This is a genomic window from Kitasatospora sp. NPDC056531, from assembly GCF_042794375.1.
Lineage (GTDB): Bacteria > Actinomycetota > Actinomycetes > Streptomycetales > Streptomycetaceae > Kitasatospora.
The window spans coordinates 151294-166552 of record NZ_JBHTTU010000009.1; the positions used below are offsets into that span (position 1 = coordinate 151294).

General features: G+C 69.3%; 14 protein-coding genes. 7 read left to right on the forward strand and 7 right to left on the reverse strand.

Going from position 1 to position 15259, the window contains the following annotated elements; all coding sequences use genetic code 11:
- The first annotated feature begins 129 nt into the window (after positions 1 to 129).
- Positions 130 to 996, forward strand: a complete 867-nt coding sequence (locus tag ACFQ87_RS12230; RefSeq protein WP_380610586.1) for an aKG-HExxH-type peptide beta-hydroxylase — start codon at positions 130 to 132, stop codon at positions 994 to 996.
- On the opposite strand, the gene ACFQ87_RS12235 is transcribed toward ACFQ87_RS12230, so the two are convergent.
- Positions 993 to 1664 (reverse strand): pentapeptide repeat-containing protein, encoded by a 672-nt coding sequence (locus ACFQ87_RS12235; RefSeq protein WP_380610587.1) that lies wholly within the window; start codon positions 1662 to 1664, stop codon positions 993 to 995. The two genes, ACFQ87_RS12230 and ACFQ87_RS12235, sit on opposite strands and share 4 nt — an antisense overlap.
- 272 nt (positions 1665 to 1936) lie before the next feature.
- Here ACFQ87_RS12235 and ACFQ87_RS12240 point away from each other — a divergent pair, with 272 nt between their 5' ends.
- On the forward strand, positions 1937 to 3001 hold the full coding sequence (locus ACFQ87_RS12240) for a methyltransferase domain-containing protein (RefSeq protein ID WP_380610588.1): 1065 nt from the start codon (positions 1937 to 1939) through the stop codon (positions 2999 to 3001).
- Positions 3002 to 3121: 120 nt separating this feature from the next.
- Positions 3122 to 3553, forward strand: coding sequence for an NUDIX hydrolase (locus ACFQ87_RS12245; protein ID WP_380610589.1), 432 nt, complete (start codon positions 3122 to 3124; stop codon positions 3551 to 3553).
- Positions 3554 to 3700: 147 nt separating this feature from the next.
- Here the strand turns inward: ACFQ87_RS12245 and ACFQ87_RS12250 are convergent, their stop codons facing one another.
- The 5 genes from ACFQ87_RS12250 to ACFQ87_RS12270 all read right to left on the reverse strand — a co-directional run bounded on the left by ACFQ87_RS12250 (position 3701) and on the right by ACFQ87_RS12270 (position 10348).
- Positions 3701 to 4351 (reverse strand): hypothetical protein, encoded by a 651-nt coding sequence (locus tag ACFQ87_RS12250; RefSeq protein ID WP_380610590.1) that lies wholly within the window; start codon positions 4349 to 4351, stop codon positions 3701 to 3703.
- Positions 4348 to 6102 (reverse strand): alpha/beta hydrolase, encoded by a 1755-nt coding sequence (locus ACFQ87_RS12255; protein ID WP_380610591.1) that lies wholly within the window; start codon positions 6100 to 6102, stop codon positions 4348 to 4350. Before ACFQ87_RS12255 ends, ACFQ87_RS12250 begins: the two co-directional genes overlap by 4 nt.
- Before the next feature lie 3 nt (positions 6103 to 6105).
- Positions 6106 to 6507 (reverse strand): WXG100 family type VII secretion target, encoded by a 402-nt coding sequence (locus tag ACFQ87_RS12260; protein WP_380610592.1) that lies wholly within the window; start codon positions 6505 to 6507, stop codon positions 6106 to 6108.
- A 220-nt stretch (positions 6508 to 6727) separates the two neighbouring features.
- Positions 6728 to 8755, reverse strand: a complete 2028-nt coding sequence (locus ACFQ87_RS12265; protein WP_380610593.1) for a prolyl oligopeptidase family serine peptidase — start codon at positions 8753 to 8755, stop codon at positions 6728 to 6730.
- Between the two features lie 84 nt (positions 8756 to 8839).
- Positions 8840 to 10348 carry a peptide MFS transporter gene (locus tag ACFQ87_RS12270; RefSeq protein WP_380610594.1) on the reverse strand — a complete coding sequence of 503 codons (1509 nt, stop codon included), beginning with the start codon at positions 10346 to 10348 and terminating at the stop codon, positions 8840 to 8842.
- 331 nt (positions 10349 to 10679) lie between these two features.
- Here ACFQ87_RS12270 and ACFQ87_RS12275 point away from each other — a divergent pair, with 331 nt between their 5' ends.
- Positions 10680 to 11354, forward strand: coding sequence for a response regulator transcription factor (locus ACFQ87_RS12275; protein WP_030290974.1), 675 nt, complete (start codon positions 10680 to 10682; stop codon positions 11352 to 11354).
- Positions 11355 to 11417: 63 nt separating this feature from the next.
- Positions 11418 to 12665 (forward strand): ATP-binding protein, encoded by a 1248-nt coding sequence (locus ACFQ87_RS12280; protein ID WP_380610595.1) that lies wholly within the window; start codon positions 11418 to 11420, stop codon positions 12663 to 12665.
- Positions 12666 to 12772: 107 nt separating this feature from the next.
- Here the strand turns inward: ACFQ87_RS12280 and ACFQ87_RS12285 are convergent, their stop codons facing one another.
- Entirely contained in the window at positions 12773 to 13282 is a 510-nt protein-coding gene (locus ACFQ87_RS12285) for a GtrA family protein (RefSeq protein ID WP_380610618.1), read from the reverse strand.
- Positions 13283 to 13581: 299 nt separating this feature from the next.
- Here ACFQ87_RS12285 and ACFQ87_RS12290 point away from each other — a divergent pair, with 299 nt between their 5' ends.
- The gene (locus ACFQ87_RS12290; protein WP_380610596.1) at positions 13582 to 14721 is read left to right on the forward strand and encodes a 5-(carboxyamino)imidazole ribonucleotide synthase; all 1140 of its coding nucleotides are present in this window, start codon (positions 13582 to 13584) and stop codon (positions 14719 to 14721) included.
- Positions 14718 to 15239, forward strand: a complete 522-nt coding sequence (gene purE, locus ACFQ87_RS12295; RefSeq protein WP_380610597.1) for a 5-(carboxyamino)imidazole ribonucleotide mutase — start codon at positions 14718 to 14720, stop codon at positions 15237 to 15239. The genes ACFQ87_RS12290 and purE overlap by 4 nt, the downstream gene beginning before the upstream one ends.
- The last annotated feature ends 20 nt before the right edge of the window (positions 15240 to 15259 follow it).

Sequence of the window (15259 nt, forward strand, 5' to 3'; positions counted from 1 at the left end):
AGGGGGGGGGGGGGGGGAGGAAAGGGGGGGGGAGGGGTGAGAGGGGGGGGAGTGTCTCGCTCCCCCCCCCCCCGGGGGGGGGGGGTTCCCCCCCCGGTTCCAAGTATCCCAGCGAAGGAGCGAGCGTCCATGCGATTCCTCAACATCCACCACGCCCGTGAGACCATCGGCCGGCTCGTGAGCGCGGTCGACGAGCAGCCCCCGCCGACCGCTGCGGACCTCCCGGCCGCCTACCGGAGCGTCGTTTCCGCCCTCCGCCCTTTGCCGGTTGAGGGGGAGGGCATCAGGCTGTCCTTCAGTGACAGCGAGTGGGGCGACTACCTGATCGAGAACAGGACCTTCGAGAACATCTTCGAGGGTCTGGAGAACACTGCTGCCGACCTGCGGGAACGGTGGAAGCGCGACTTCTCCGTGGCGCTCCTGCACACCAGGGACCTCGTCCCCGACCTTGGGGCGCTCGTGGATCTGGTGGTCACCGACGTCGTGATGTTCAGCTCGACCAACAAGGGCGGCGGCACCGGTTCGACGCTCCCGGGCCTGGTCAGCATGAGCCCCGGCGAGGAGTGGCGGCCCCACGACTACGCCGAGTCCCTGGTGCACGAAACCGTGCACCTGAACGTCTTCCTGGCGGACATGGTGTACCGCCTCTACACGAGGCCGGCCAAGGACTTGGAGGCCGACGAGTTCCGAGTGGTGTCCGCGGTGAAGTTCGGACAGATGCGTCCGCTCGACAAGGCGTTCCACAGTGCGGTGGTGGCCCCGCCCCTCATGCTCATGCAGCACCTGAGGGGCGAGACCGAATTGGTGGACAAGTTCCGCCACTCGATCCGCGAGTGCACGGACGGTCTGCTCGGCAAGCTGGACCTGTTCACGCCGTACGGCCAGGGGATGGTGCGCGAACTCGCGGCCTTCGCCGAGACGATCGACTTCGACCTTGTCGTCCGGTCGATCTCGGGCCAGGAGTTCGCGCACTACGAGCTGCCTGTCGCCGCTTAGGCCTCGAACACGATGCCGGCTTCCCTGGCGAGGCTCAGGGCCAGTTCCATGGATCCTGGGCCTCGCACGGTGGCGCCCTTGAGGTGTGCGGCGCCTCCGACGTCCACCAGCGTGCAGTTGTCGAAGCTGACACCGGGCTGAATGACGACGTTGGCGAACTGGGCTCCGGTGAGGTCGCACTTCTCGAACCGGACATCGCGGAGTTCGGCGAACTGAAAATCAGCCTGGGAGAGATTGCACTCCCTGAAGACCACTGTTTTGAACTTCGCGTAGCGGAACAGCGTGCTGTCTGTCCGAGTGCCCTCGAAGAGGACGTCACGGAAGCTGCCGTTGCTCCAGGAAGACCCGGTGAGCCGACATCCGGTCATTGTGCTCCGGAGGATGGACACGTCCTGTGTCCGGACCGTGGCGAAGTCGCAGGTCTCGAAGGTGATGTGGGCGAGCACCGACCGGATCAGGTGCATGCCGGTGAATCGGACGTTCTCGAAGGCGCATTGCTCGACTTCGACCGCTTCGCCCGCTCGGCCAGCGAGGCTCAGCCCACTGTATTGCCTGCCTTTGATCGTGGCGTCGTCCTCGAAGTCATGGTCGGGCAATTCCGCAGGGCGCAAGACCACCTGAAACCGCGGAGTCAGGGGATTCTTCGGACGAGGCACGGCGTGAGTCATGAAGGCACCTCACGGTAGTCGCTGGAGTGGAGAAGGCGAACGCTAACATTCAACTGGCCTATCAAGAAAGGCAGTTGAAACTACATTGGCGTTGAAGTCCGGCAGTCATTCGGGCTGCCGAAAGCAACCAGCACGGAGGTAGTGAGATGGGTAAGCGCGGAGGCGGGGCTGGCGACAGGGAGGCGGGTCCGCATGGGCTCGCGTCCGTGTTGGCGGCCAGCGGTGCACTCTCCTCGGACTGGCTTTCGTCTTTCAACGCCGTACCTCGCGAGTTGTTCGTCCCGGATCGCATCTGGCCGGGCATCGCGGACGGCACCAAGCAGAACCCCGTGGTGTACCGGTCGCGGGACCCCGAGGCGTGGCGGCGGGCCGTCTACTCGGACATCCCGTTGACCACGCAGTGGGACGACGGGGAACACGAAGGAGACGGGCTCGGGACGACCCCGACGTCCTCCAACTCCATGCCCACGATGGTGTTCTCGATGCTCCAGGACCTCGACGTGCGCCCGGGCAACAGGGTGCTGGAGGTCGGCGCCGGCACGGGGTGGAACGCGGGCCTGCTGGCTCACCGCCTGGGAAACGACAATGTGGTGACCGTCGAGTACGACCACGATGTTGCCCGAGGCGCCCGCGAGAACCTGGAGCGGGCCGGACTCGCGCCGACCGTCGTCGAGGGCGACGGACGGCAGGGCTGGCCGGATGGTGCTCCGTACGATCGGATCATCGCCACCTGCTCCCTGCTGGAGATCCCGCGGGCGTGGCTGGAGCAGACAGTGCCCGGCGGGATCATCGTGGCGCCGTTCGGCACCGAGTATGGCGGCGAGCAGATCGTCCGGCTGACGGTGAACGACGACGGCACCAGCGCCAGCGGTAGGTTCACCCGGGGTTCGGCGTTCATGCGGCTGCGCCAACAGCGCACGGACCGGCCGCCCTTCGAGGACTACCTCCACGGGCAGGAATGGCCCGCCGACGGGGTGCGAACCACCATGACCCTCGCCCCGCCGGACACGGGCGGGTGGTTCGAGCAGTTCGTCATCGGTTCCGCCGTGCCCGGCGCGTTCTGGCGGGCGGAGCGCTACGACGACGGCGCCTACACGTTCTGGCTCTACAGCCGCGACACCCGGTCGTGGGCCTCCGCCGATTACGAGCGGGGCCGGACGGAGTACGAGGTGTACCAGTCCGGCCCCCGGAACCTCTGGGACGAGGTGAAGGCCGCCTGGCGCTGGTGGGACGACCAGGGCCGTCCCGGCTACGACCGGTTCGGCCTCACCGTCACCCCGGACACCCACACAATGTGGCTCGACTCCCCGGGGAACCTGGTGCCGTTCCGGGGCTGACGTTCGCGGGGGTGAGCCAGTCCAGAGGCAGGCCGGCCCGGGCCCGCCTGGAGCAGGAAGTCGGCCAGGCCGACTTCCTGCTCATCCAAGTGCTGTAAGCGACCATCAAAAGGAGCCGTTGTGATTGTCACCTCTCCCGAGTTCATGGCCGGCCTCATGGCCGACGCCGAGGCCGCCGGCATCACGGGCTTCGTCGCCGCCGCCGTGATCAACCACGACGGGCGGGTCCTGCTCGTGCGCCGCAATCCCGACGACTACATGGGCGGCCTGTGGGAGATCCCTTCCGGGACGGTCGAGGCCGGGGAGACCATCCTGGACACCCTGCACCGTGAGACCAACGAGGAGACCGGCCTGACCATCGACCAGGTCACCAGCTACATCGGGCACTTCGACTACGAGAACAGTCGCGGCGGCACGACCCGCCAGTTCAACTTCGCCGTCACCATGGAGAAGACCGAGCCGATCGCCCTGACCGAACACGACGCCCACCAGTGGGCCCAGCCCAGTGACCTGCCCGAAGTCAGCGACGCAGTCCGGAACCTGATCAAGTGACCAGTTGGACGCGCAGGGAGGCCGGCCCCCAGGACCGGTTCGGCCTCACGGCCACCCCCGGCGCCCACACCGTCTGGCTCGATTCCCCGGACAACCCGGTGCGGCTCCGGGGCTGACAGATATCGACCATCGAGATCACCGACGGAATCAATCCGGGAGAGCCGGCTGACTCGGGGGAGGGAGGCTGCCAAGCCCGCTCGGGCCGACGCCCTCGGGCCTGGCGGGCTCGCCGGGTGAGTGCGACCAGTAGGGGTCGTCGACCGTCGCGCACTCTGCGGCGTAGTTCAGTGGTCCCTGGGCGAACCCGCCCTGCATCTTGTCATCGCTGGTGTCGGTGACGTCGGCCATGGTGGCCCGCACCTCGGCGCAACCCTCCACGCCCACGGCGAACCAAAGGCTGAACCCCGAGCCCTTCACCTCCACCGCGCCCTTGTAGCGATCGACCGAGTAGCCCTTGCCCGTCCAGAGTGCCTGGACGATGTCGAGCGGTTCTTGATTCCGCTTTGAGGTGATCCGGACTTGGGCCGCCCTCTTGGCGGTCATCCCCGCCCGGCCCGTCTTCTTGCACCCGGACGTACCGCAGAATCCCGTCAAGTCGGGATCGCTCTCGTACCTCGCCTCGGCCCACTGGAGCCCCGGGTGGAAGGCCCCGGCGACATCGGCGAGTTCGGCCTCGATCCGGTGTTGCGCCTGCTCGACCGGCACGGTGGGTTTCTCGGGCTCCGGCCAGGCGTACCAGCCGACCAGCAGCGCCAGCAGTACCCCTGGCACGGTCACGCGCCATACTGCGGCCCTCACCTCGGGTCCTCCCTGGTGATCGTGTTCCCGTGGCCGCTGACGATCTTCCCGACGTTGGGGAGCGAGTCGCCGCCCTTGCCGTGATCCCCGAAGTAGTCGTCGTGGGAGTCGAAGGTGGTCCCGTCCGCCACCGAGAAGCGCTGCGCGCCGAAGCTCTGGCTCGCCGGGTCCGTGCCGTGCCAGGACGCGTTCGGGTGCGCGAACGTCTCGTACGCAGCCGAATCGGGAAAGAGCATCTCGGGGGCCGGCGCCGATGCGATGGGATCGTTCTTCGCCGCGCCTACGTACACGTGATCCGCACCGACCCCGAGCTGCGATGCCTTGTCCACCCCGACACCCGGGCTGCCGACCAGGATGATGTCGTCGGCGGCCAGACCGCCGGTTTGCTGGGTCGCCTGCCCGACGACCAGTGACCCGTAGCTGTGCCCCTGCGCGGTCACGTGCGCCGGCGCCCCTTCGTGGGTGGCCCGGAGCCCGGCCAGGAACTGGTTGTACGCGGCCCCTCCCTCTTCCGCCCGGTCCTTCATGAGCACCGCGGGGCCGTCCAGCTGCGGCGCGTCGTACCCCAGCCAGAACACGGACGCGACGCTCGGTGTCTCATTGTTGTCCTTTGCGCTCTGCACTGCGGAATCGTAGATGCGCTTCGCCGTCTTGGCATCGCCCCCTCCGACGCCGGCCAGGTTGCTGTTCAGCCCGGGCACCAGCGATGAGACGTTCCGGGCCTTGTCCGGGTCACCCCAGGAGATGATCGCGCGGCCCTGCCCCTGGTCGCCGATCCCCAGCAGCAGCAGCGGCGGGTCGGAGTGTGGCCCGCCCACACCACCGTCCACTTTGCCGTCGAGCCGGTCCTGAATGCTCTTGAAGCCGTCGAGGTTCTTCAGCAGGGCGTCGCGCTTGCGCTTCCACTCCGTGTAGTCGGGGTTCTCGACCGGCCCGCCGTTGGTCTCGGCGACGCTCAGCATCTTCTTAGGCTCGGGGCCGAGGCCGTCGAGTTGGGTCTGGCGGTCCTGTATCAGGTTCTTCAGGGTGATCCGGTTGGCGTCGTTCCGGGCGGCGGCGGGGATGCCGTCGAGGTTGCCGATCTTGTCGTGTTCGGTCTGGATCATGTGCTGCTGCTGGGCGTCGGTGAGGCCGTTCCACCACTTCTTGACGCTGGCCGGGTCGGTGCCGGCGGCGGGGACCTGGCTGAGGGCGTCCGCGGCGGCCTGATCGGCCTTCGCGGTGGCCGCGTCGAGGCCGGTGCCGTTGGTGGCGTTGGTGGCGAGGTGTCCGAGGCGGGCGCTGATGGTCTGGTCGGTGTGGTCGGCCTCGGTGAGCGCTGTGGTGATCCGCTTGCTGATCTCCTGGGCGGTGGCTTCGGCCTTGTCCCCGGCGTAGTTGGCGGAGTTGGGGTCCTTGTCCCAGGTGATCCTGCCGTCGGGGGCCACGGTCATCTTGTTGTTCTTGGCGTCGTCCAGGGCGCTGATCAGGTGCGCCTGTGCCGCCGCGATGCCTTCGGCGGCGTCGGCGAGTACCTTGCTGACCAGGCCGAGTTCCTGCTTGGCGGCCTGGAGTTCGGTGCCGAGCGACTGGATCCGGGTGTTGGCGTGGCCGGCGGCGGTGCCGGTCCACTCGGAGTGGCCCAGGCGGTCGACGACGTCGTGCTGCCAGGACTCGATGTGCTGGCCGAAGGCGCTGAAGAGTTTGTCGTAGGCGTTCTTCGCGATGGTGATGTTGTTGATGTTGGCGTCGTAGAGGGTCTTGATGTCCATCGCTTACTTGGCCGCCTTCGCGTCGGCGGGCTTCACCGGGCCGGGGACGACGGTGGTGTCGAAGGGGTCCGGCACCTCCGGGAGGGGCGCGTTCGGGTTCCGCATGCTGTTGTGGGCGTTCTGCTCGGCCTGGCGGTAGTAGGCGGCCGAGGTGGCGAGCTTGGTGCCCACGTCGCCCATGTCGCCGCCGAGCTTGTCCAACAGCGTCTTCCAGTTGGTGCCGCAGTTCGTGATGGCGGTCGCCGTCTGCCAGCCCTGGAGAGTGCCGGCGGCCTGATTCGACGGCTCGGTGATCTTCGTCGTCTCGCCCGGTATGAGGCCGCCTATGTGCTGCGCACTTTGTCCGCAGCCGTCCAGTTCGTCCGGCTTGACCTTGTACTCCAAGCCCGCGTCAGGATCTGCCATGCTTCGTTCCCCCGTCAGATCCGGACCGACCGAGTGCAGGGACGGTCCGTAATGATCAAAAACTGACACCGAATGTTAACGGACCATTAGCTCGACTTTGTCGGGGATTGTGACGCTCGGCTGCCTGTGAGCACGGTGGTGCGTCAGTCTCGCGGGTATACGCGCCGCCCCGTCGAGCCGAAGGGGCTCGACGGGGCGAAGCGATCGGTGGTCCGCCTGCTCAGCCCACGCCCAACGACCGCCGCAGGAAGGCCAGTTCGTGCCGTAGGAGGTTCTCTGCCGTCGCCTCGTCGGTCGGCCGGTGGCCGGCGCCGCGTAGCGGCAGGACTTCATGGGGGCGGCCGGCGGCGAGCAGAGCATGCGAGAGCCGCAGGGTGTGGACGGGGAAGACGTTGTCGTCGGCCATGCCCTGGATCAGCAGCAGTGGGCGGCTCAACTCCCGTGCCTCGGTGATCAGGTCGCAGGAGTCGTAGTGCTCGGGGTGATCGGCGGGGTGGCCGAGGAAACGCTCCTGCCAGTGGGTGTCGTAGAGCCGGTGGTCGGTGGGCGCAGCCCCGGCGGAGGCGGCGTGGAAGACGTCGGGGCGGCGCAGAACGGCGAGGGCGGCGAGGAAGCCGCCGTACGACCAGCCGCGGATGCCGACCCGGTCGAGGTCGAGCAGGCCGGGCCGCAGCCGGGCGGTCTCCTGCAAGCCCTCGATCTGGTCCTCCAGGGCGGGACCGGCCTTGTCGCCCCAGATCGTCTTCTCCCAGCGCGGGCCGCGCCCCGGGGTTCCGTGGCCGTCCACGACCAGGACCGCGAAGCCCTGATCGGCGAACCACTGGGAGACCTGTGCGTGCCAGGGGCCGCCGGTGGTGACCTTCTGCATCGCCGGCCCGCCGTACGGGTCGAGCAGGACGGGCAGCGGGCCGTCGCCGGGGTGGTGGTCGGTGGGCAGGAAGAGGTGGGCGCGCAGCTCGTGCGGGCCGAGACGGAGCAGCTCGGGGCGGGCGGTGATGACGGGTTGCTCGGCGTACGAGGTGAGCGGGAGCGCCGGGCGGCCCTCGCGAAGAACGGTCGAGCGGCTGCCAGTGGTGAGGACCAGGGTGCCGCCGCGCCGGGCGCCGGTGTGCAGGCCTGGGCCGTGGCTGAGCTTCCGTAGGCCGGAGGCCGGTTCGTACTGCCAGAGGTGGGTCTCGGTGGGATCTTCCGAGGCGGTGAACAGCACCTCCTCGCCCTCCGTCCCGACGACGGCCCGCAGCTGCAGCCCGGCCGGGGTGACGGGCTTGCCGTCGACGGTCAGGTGCCGGGTGTCGCCGTCGTCGGCGGTGTCGACCAGCGCGCCGCCCGCCGTCCGGACCGGCAGTCCGGGGAGCAGCTCGACCCAGCGCGGGTCGTCGCGCTCGGCGAGCACCCGCGTAGCGCCGTCCGCCCCGATCGCCAGGGTGCGGACGGTGCGCTGGTCGCGGCTCTGCACGGCGGCGTACGGGCCGTGGCCGTCCCAGCCGGCGGCGGTGAGGTACTCGAAGGCGGCGCGGTCCCAGCGGACCTCGGTGCGGCTGCCGTCGAGGCCGAGCAGCCAGAGCGAGACGCCGGCGTTGGCGGTGCCGGCCAGCGGGTAGCGGATGGCGCGCGGGGGCTGCCGCGGGTCGGTGGGGTCGGCGAGGAACCATCGGACGACCGGGCGGTTGTCGACCCGGGCGACGAGCAGGGCGCGGCCGTCGGGGGACCACCAGTGGCCGCGGTCGCGGTACATCTCCCCGACGGCGACGTACTCGGCGAGGCCGTACGAGACGTCCTCGGCTTCGGGCTCGGCGAGCGCGCGGTCGTCCGTACCGTCGACGCCGACCACCCGCAGGGCGCCGCCGCTGACGTAGGCGATCCACTGGCCGGTCGGGTCGAGTCGCGCCTCCTCCGGCTCCCCGACGGAGGCGACCGGGCGAACCGAAGCCGTGCGAGTGTCGGCCAGCCACAGCGCGCCGTCGAGCGCGAAGACCGCGGACCGGCCGGTGGCGTCGGTGCTGTACGAGGCGATCCCGGTGGCGGCGCCGAGGGCGGCCGGGTCGGCGATCAGCCGCTCCGCGCCGCTGTCGGCGTCCAGCGCCCAGAGGCAGCTGAGCGGGTCGGTGCCGGTGCGGCCGCGCAGGAACAGCACGGTGGCGCCGTCGGCGGAGGGCTCCGGCTGGACGGGGACGCCCAGGGTGAACCGGCGGGTGCGGGCCAACTGGCGGGGCAGCGAGTCGGCCGTCATGCCGGGGAGAGTCGTCATGCCGGGAACCGTAGGCACAAAACGACCGGGGCCGCCGTGGATCTCAGGAATCCACGGCGGCCCCGGAGCTTCACCGGGCGGACGTCAGTGCACGTCGCCCATGAGCTTGACGACCTTCTTGCGGTACATCGCCAGCGCGATGCCGGCGATGATCGCCAGGACGCCCTGGACCGCGAAGTACGTCGTGCTGCCGACCACCTTGTCGCCCAGCACCAGCTGGAAGATGGCGGCGACGCAGTCGCCCGCGGTGACCGCGAGGAACCAGACGCCCATCATCTGGCTGGCGTACTTGGTGGGCGCCAGCTTGGTGGTGACGGACAGGCCGACGGGGGAGAGGGTGAGCTCACCGACGGTCTGGACCAGGTAGACCATGGCCAGCCACAGCGGGGTGACCTTGGTGTCGCCGGAGGCGGAGGCCATCGCCAGCATCATGACGATGAAGGAGGCGCCGATCATCAGCAGACCGAAGGCGAACTTCATGGTCGTGCTGGGGTTCTTCGACCGGCGGGCCAGGGCGACCCAGATCCAGGCGAAGACCGGGGCCAGCGCCATGATGTAGAGCGGGTTGAGCGACTGGAACCAGCTGGACGGGAAGTTGAACCCGAACAGCGTGGACGCGGTGTGCTCGTCGGCGAAGATGTTCAGCGTCGAGCCGGACTGGTCGTAGATCATCCAGAACACGGCGGCGGCGACGAAGAACCAGATGTAGCCGCTCATCTTGGACTGCTCGGCGGCGTCGAGGTCCTTGTCGCGCTTCACCTTGGTGAAGACGAGGACCGGGATCGCCAGGCCCGCGATGGACAGCGGCCAGATCGCCCAGTTGATGGTGAAGTGGCCGGTGGCGGCGACGACCGCGTAGAAGACCGCCGCGATGCCCAGCCAGATGCCGGCCTTGGTGAAGATCTTCCGCTTCTCGTCCGGGGTGATCGGCGAGGTGACGACGTTGCTCTTCGGGCTCAGGTGGCGGGTGCCCAGCAGGAACTGGCCCAGGCCGAGGGCCATGCCGACACCGGCCAGGGCGAAGCCCAGGTGCCAGTTGACACTCTGGCCGACGGTGCCGATGACCAGCGGGGCCGCGAAGGCACCGAGGTTGATGCCCATGTAGAAGACGGTGAAGCCACCGTCACGCCGCGGGTCGTTCGGGCCGTCGTACAGGTGGCCGACCATCGTGGAGATGTTGGCCTTGAGCAGGCCCGAGCCGACCGCGATGAACGCGAGGCCGACGAAGAAGGACGCGCTGAAGGGGACCGCCAGCAGGAAGTGGCCGATCATGATGATCGAGCCACCGAGCGCGACGGTCTTGCGGGCGCCCAGGAAGCGGTCCGCGATCCAGCCGCCCGGGAGGGCCAGCAGGTAGACCATGGCCGTGTAGACGCTGTACACGGCGGCGGCGACCGCCGTCTTCATCGCGAGGCCGCCGTCCGCGACGGAGGCGGTCATGTAGAGCACCAGCAGGGCACGCATGCCGTAGTAGCTGAAGCGCTCCCACATCTCGCTCATGAAGAGAGTGGCGAGGCCGCGGGGGTGCCCGAGGAAGGTCTTGCCGCTGGGAGTGGCCGACGTGACGCCGGAGTCCAGGGTCGTAGACGCCATGAGTAGTGGTTCCTTGCCTAACAGCGTCCGCCTAGGGGGGTGGCGGCGGACGTTGGACTTGAAACACTCTACGTGGCCATATTTGGCGTTATCAGATGACAAACGCGGCGAATTAGGTATGGGAATGGCAAAGCCCGTAGCGGATCTTCCCGGCTGATCCATGGTAGATGGGCGCCTCTTCCTTCGGTTTCAAGATCCAAGCGGGGATTCTTCGCCGAACGCCCGGTCGGCAACGCTGCGTTGACCCCCGAACGGCCCTTGTATAACGATCACGCTCTGTGAACTACCTCACAGGGCGTACGGCCATACCCCGGCGGACTACCATCACCACATGACCTGTGTGCTGCTCGCCGAGGACGATCCGGCGATCTCCGAACCGCTCGCCAGGGCCCTGCGACGTGAGGGCTACGAGGTGCTCGTCCGCGAGGACGGTCCGACCGCCCTTGCCGCCGGCCTCACCGAGGAGGTCGACCTCGTCGTCCTGGACCTCGGCCTGCCCGAGATGGACGGCCTTGAGGTCTGCCGACGCCTGCGCGCCGACGGCAAGAGCTGTCCCGTGCTCGTGCTCACCGCCCGCGCCGACGAGGTGGACACCGTGGTCGGCCTGGACGCCGGTGCCGACGACTACGTCACCAAGCCCTTCCGCCTGGCCGAACTGCTCGCCCGCGTCCGGGCCCTGCTCCGGCGCGGCAACGTCGATCAGCTCACCACCGGCGCGCACGGGGTGAAGATCGACATCGAGTCCCACCGCGCCTGGCTCGGCGAGGAGGAGCTGACCCTCTCCGCCAAGGAGTTCGAGCTGCTGCGCGTCCTGGTCCGCGACGCCGGCCGGGTGGTCACCCGCGAGGAGATCATGCGGCAGGTCTGGGACACCACCTGGTGGACCTCGACCAAGACCCTGGACATGCACATCTCCTGGCTCCGCAAGAAGCTCGGCGACGACGCGGCGAACCCGCGCTACATCGCCACCGTGCGCGGCGTGGGCTTCCGGTTCGAGAAGAATTAGCCCCGTACGGAGATCGTGGCCGGGCGACGGCCGATGAAGCGGAACACCTCGGGGAGCAGCAGCGTGAAACGCCGGATGATCAACTCGCTGCTGGTCGTCGTCCTGGTGGTGGTCGTGGTGTTCTGCGTGCCGCTCGCCCTGGTCGAGAAGCGCACCATCGTCAGCTCGGCCCAGGACCGGGTGGAGGCGGCCGCCGTCCGGGTGCTCGCCCTGGTGGAGAGCCGGCTCGCCATGGGTGAGTCGGTCAAGGAGGGGCGCGTCTTCGAGAGCCAGGTCACCGAGGGCAGCTACGTCGAGGTGCAGGTCCCCGGCCAACCGGTGGTCTCGGCCGGCGAGCGCCCGGCCGGGAACCACCTGCTGAAGGCCGCCGAACGCGGCAACAGCGGCGAGATCGTCACCGTCGAGCAGTCCCGCGAGGACGTCGACCACGAGATCGCCAACAACCTGCTGCTGCTCGGCGTGGTCGCCGTGCTGGCCGTCCAGGCCGCCGTGGCGCTCGCCGTCTGGCAGGCCAAGCGGCTCGCCCGGCCGCTCACCGACCTCGCCGAGACCGCCGAACGGCTCGGCTCCGGCGACCCGCGCCCGCGCGACCGCCGGTACGGGGTGCCCGAGCTGGACCGGATCGCCGAGGTGCTGGACACCAGCGCCGAGCGGATCGCCCGGATGCTCACCGCCGAGCGCCGGCTCGCCGCCGACGCCTCGCACCAGCTGCGCACCCCGCTCACCGCGCTCTCCATGCGGCTGGAGGAGATCAACGCCCTCGCCGAGGAGCCGGAGACCGTCAAGGAGGAGGCGACCATCGCCCTCCAGCAGGTCGAGCGGCTCACCGACGTGGTCCAGCGCCTGCTCACCACCCAGCGCGACCCGCGCAGCCCCACCGCGGTCGCCTTCGACCTGGACGAGGTGATCAAGCAGCAGGTGGAGGAGTGGGGCCCGACGCTGCGCGAGCAGGGCCGGGTGCTGTCCCTGGAGGGCCTGCACGGGGTCACCGCGGTCGGCACCCCGGGGACGGTCGCCCAGGTGCTGGCCACCCTGATCGAGAACTCGCTGATGCACGGCGCCGGGACGATCACCCTGCGGGTCCGGCCCTCCGGCACCTCGGTGGTGGTCGAGGTGCAGGACCAGGGCGCCGGAGTGCCCGCCGACCTCGGCAACCGGGTGTTCGAGCGCGCGGTCAGCGGCCGCAACTCCACCGGCATCGGCCTGGCCGTCGCCCGCGATCTCGCGGAGGCGGACGGCGGCCGGCTGGAGCTCCTCTCGCTGAAGCCGGCGGTGTTCGCGCTCTTCCTCGGCCGTAGCCACGAGGACTGAGGGTCTTCAAGCCGTTCGGGCCGTGCGGACGTGCGATCGTCCGTCCCTCCGGGCGGCTCAGCCGCCCGCGGGGACGCCGAGCCGGCGCATCGGGCCCGGGATCCCGGTTACTCGGCCGGGACGTAGCGGATCTGCTCGGCGGCCAGCATCAGCTCGGCCTGGGCGGCCAGCTCCTGGCCACTGGCGGTGGCGGGGATCTCCGGCTCGGTCTCGGGCAGGGCCTTGAACACCCAGGTCCGGTAGGAGAAGAACCGGAAAGCCGTACCGGCGATCAAGCCGATCACGTTCTTGGCGATCAGCTGGCTGGTGGCCGAGTGGTAACCGAGCACGTGCACCGAGAAGGCGTTGATGCCGTTCTCGATCAGCATGCCGATACCGCTGAAGATCAGGAACAGGGTGATCTCGCGCTTGCGCGAGGCCGCGTCCCGGTCGCGGTAGAGCCAGTAGCGGTAGCCGAGGTAGTTGGTGCCGATCGCGACGCTGGTGGCGATGTAGCCCGAGAAGGAGTTGACCGGACCGGTCCCCTTCAGGCAGACCCAGAAGACACCGGCGTTGACGATCACGCCGGTCACGCCGACGATGCCGAACTTCACGACTTCGCCCGACAGCCCACGCATCTTCTGCACGAGCGAGGGTTTCGAAGCTGCGGTCGTCGCCATACCGGGTGGCCTCCATGTACCTGCGGGAAAAAGGGCGGCCGACCTGGGACGCGACCACCCTTGTGTCCTGCGTGCACGCACATGATCCGACTGCGTGGACGAGGACCTAGCCGTCCAGGCTACCCGCTTCCGTCGAACGGCTCAGCCCGCAGGGGAGGGGGTTGACATCTACGCGCGTCCACTACTCACGGCCCGCCCGCGGCTCCACCACCCCCCACCGGCCCGGATATCCTGGCCGGGTGACTTCCCCGGGCAATGTGAATTTTCCAGTGGTGGGCATGATCGGTGGCGGGCAGTTGGCCCGCATGGCACACCAGGCGGGCATCCCGCTCGGGGTCAGGTTCAAGCTCCTCGCCGACACGCCGCAGGACTCCGCCGCACAGGTGGTCTCCGAGGTCGTCCTCGGTGACTACCGCGACCTCGACACCCTGCGCCGCTTCGCGGCCGGCTGCGACGTCGTCACCTTCGACCACGAGCACGTCCCCACCGAGCACCTGCGGGCCCTGGAGGCCGACGGCATCGCCGTCCGCCCCGGCCCGGACGCGCTGGTCAACGCCCAGGACAAGGGCGTGATGCGGGCCAAGCTCGACTCCATCGACGTGCCCTGCCCCCGGCACCGGATCGTCGCCGACCCGGCCGACGTCACCGCCTTCGCCGACGAGGGCGCCGGCTACCCGGTCGTGCTGAAGACCGTCCGCGGCGGCTATGACGGCAAGGGCGTCTGGGTCGTGGACGACGAGAACGAGGCGCAGGCCCCGTTCCTGGCCGGCGTCCCGGTGCTGGCCGAGGAGAAGGTCGACTTCGTCCGCGAGCTGGCCGCCAACGTGGTCCGCTCGCCCAGCGGCCAGGCCGTCGCCTACCCGGTGGTCGAGAGCGTCCAGGAGAACGGCGTCTGCGCCGAGGTCACCGCCCCCGCGCCGGACCTCGACCCCGCCCTCTCCGACGAGGCCCAGCAGCTCGCCCTGCGGATCGCCGGCGCCCTCGGCATCGTCGGCCACCTCGCCGTCGAGCTGTTCCAGACCCGGGACGGCCGCATCCTGGTCAACGAGCTGGCCATGCGCCCGCACAACTCCGGGCACTGGACCCAGGACGGCGCGGTCACCTCGCAGTTCGAGAACCACCTGCGGGCCGTCCTCGACCTCCCGCTCGGCGACCCCCGGCCGCGCGCCAAGTGGACCGTCATGGTCAACGTCCTGGGCGGCGACTACCCGGACATGTACCACGCCTTCCTGCACTGCATGGCCCGCGACCCCGGGCTGCGGATCCACATGTACGGGAAGGACGTGAAGCCCGGCCGCAAGGTCGGCCACGTCAACGTCTTCGGGGACGACCTCGACGACGTCCGCGAGCGCGCCCGCCATGCGGCCGCCTACCTGCGAGGAACGATCACCGAATGACCCCTGTCGTTGGCATCGTGATGGGCTCCGACTCCGACTGGCCGGTCATGGAGGCCGCCGCCCAGGCCCTGGACGAGTTCGAGATCCCCTACGAGGTGGACGTCGTCTCCGCCCACCGGATGCCCCGCGAGATGGTCGCGTACGGCGAGAACGCCCACCGGCGCGGTCTGAAGGCGATCATCGCCGGCGCCGGCGGCGCTGCCCACCTGCCCGGCATGCTGGCCTCCGTCACCCCGCTGCCGGTCATCGGCGTGCCGGTGCCGCTGCGCTACCTGGACGGCATGGACAGCCTGCTGTCGATCGTCCAGATGCCGGCCGGCGTGCCGGTCGCGACCGTCTCGGTGGCCGGCGCGCGCAACGCGGGCCTGCTCGCGGTCCGGATGCTCGCCGCCTTCGACACCGAACTCGCCGAGAAGATGACCGACTTCCAGGCCGAGCTGAACAGCCAGGCCACCGAGAAGGGCAAGAAGCTCCGGGCCAAGGTGGCCGGTTCCACCTCCTTCGGCTTCGGCAAGTAAGACCGCTGGTGGGGGTGGGG

What these genes read in the sequence shown, in the direction of transcription:
- ACFQ87_RS12275 (WP_030290974.1), top strand. Translation starts at nt 10,680, where the DNA reads ATGACCTGTGTGCTGCTCGCCGAGGACGATCCGGCGATCTCCGAACCG.
- purE (WP_380610597.1), top strand. Translation starts at nt 14,718, where the DNA reads ATGACCCCTGTCGTTGGCATCGTGATGGGCTCCGACTCCGACTGGCCG.
- ACFQ87_RS12235 (WP_380610587.1), bottom strand. Translation starts at nt 1,664, where the DNA reads ATGACTCACGCCGTGCCTCGTCCGAAGAATCCCCTGACTCCGCGGTTT.
- ACFQ87_RS12270 (WP_380610594.1), bottom strand. Translation starts at nt 10,348, where the DNA reads ATGGCGTCTACGACCCTGGACTCCGGCGTCACGTCGGCCACTCCCAGC.
- ACFQ87_RS12265 (WP_380610593.1), bottom strand. Translation starts at nt 8,755, where the DNA reads ATGACGACTCTCCCCGGCATGACGGCCGACTCGCTGCCCCGCCAGTTG.
- ACFQ87_RS12255 (WP_380610591.1), bottom strand. Translation starts at nt 6,102, where the DNA reads ATGGACATCAAGACCCTCTACGACGCCAACATCAACAACATCACCATC.
- ACFQ87_RS12285 (WP_380610618.1), bottom strand. Translation starts at nt 13,282, where the DNA reads ATGCGTGGGCTGTCGGGCGAAGTCGTGAAGTTCGGCATCGTCGGCGTG.
- ACFQ87_RS12260 (WP_380610592.1), bottom strand. Translation starts at nt 6,507, where the DNA reads ATGGCAGATCCTGACGCGGGCTTGGAGTACAAGGTCAAGCCGGACGAA.
- ACFQ87_RS12230 (WP_380610586.1), top strand. Translation starts at nt 130, where the DNA reads ATGCGATTCCTCAACATCCACCACGCCCGTGAGACCATCGGCCGGCTC.